The sequence below is a fragment of the Micromonospora sp. DT46 genome (assembly GCF_049841735.1).
Taxonomy (GTDB): Bacteria; Actinomycetota; Actinomycetes; order Mycobacteriales; family Micromonosporaceae; genus Micromonospora; species Micromonospora reichwaldensis.
Genome location: NZ_JBNCKW010000039.1, coordinates 1 through 284, shown reverse-complemented (window position 1 = coordinate 284; position 284 = coordinate 1). Strand labels below are relative to the sequence as shown.

General features: G+C 68.3%; 1 pseudogene. It reads right to left on the bottom strand.

Annotated features, from left to right (window positions below):
* Positions 1–284, bottom strand: a pseudogene (locus ACLQ20_RS31370) (hypothetical protein); the annotation flags it as partial.

Below are 284 nucleotides of genomic sequence, written 5' to 3'. Positions count from 1 at the left end.
ATCGTGCCCCAACCCGAGGACGGGCGCTGCTGGAACAGGCCCTGCGAGTCGTGGTCGTTGCGGTCACCGAGGTGACCCAGGTTCTCCAGCTTCGATTCCTGCAGGGCGGTGGCGATCGACACGACGGCGGCGCGCTCGTCCATGCCGGCCTTCTTCGTCGCGGCGATGATCGCCTTCACGTTGGCAACCTGCTCGTCGGACAGGTCGACGTGCGACTGGGCGCCCTGCACGCCGTGCGGGATCAGCTTGGCCTTGTCGACCGACGGCTTGTCGGCCTGCACGGC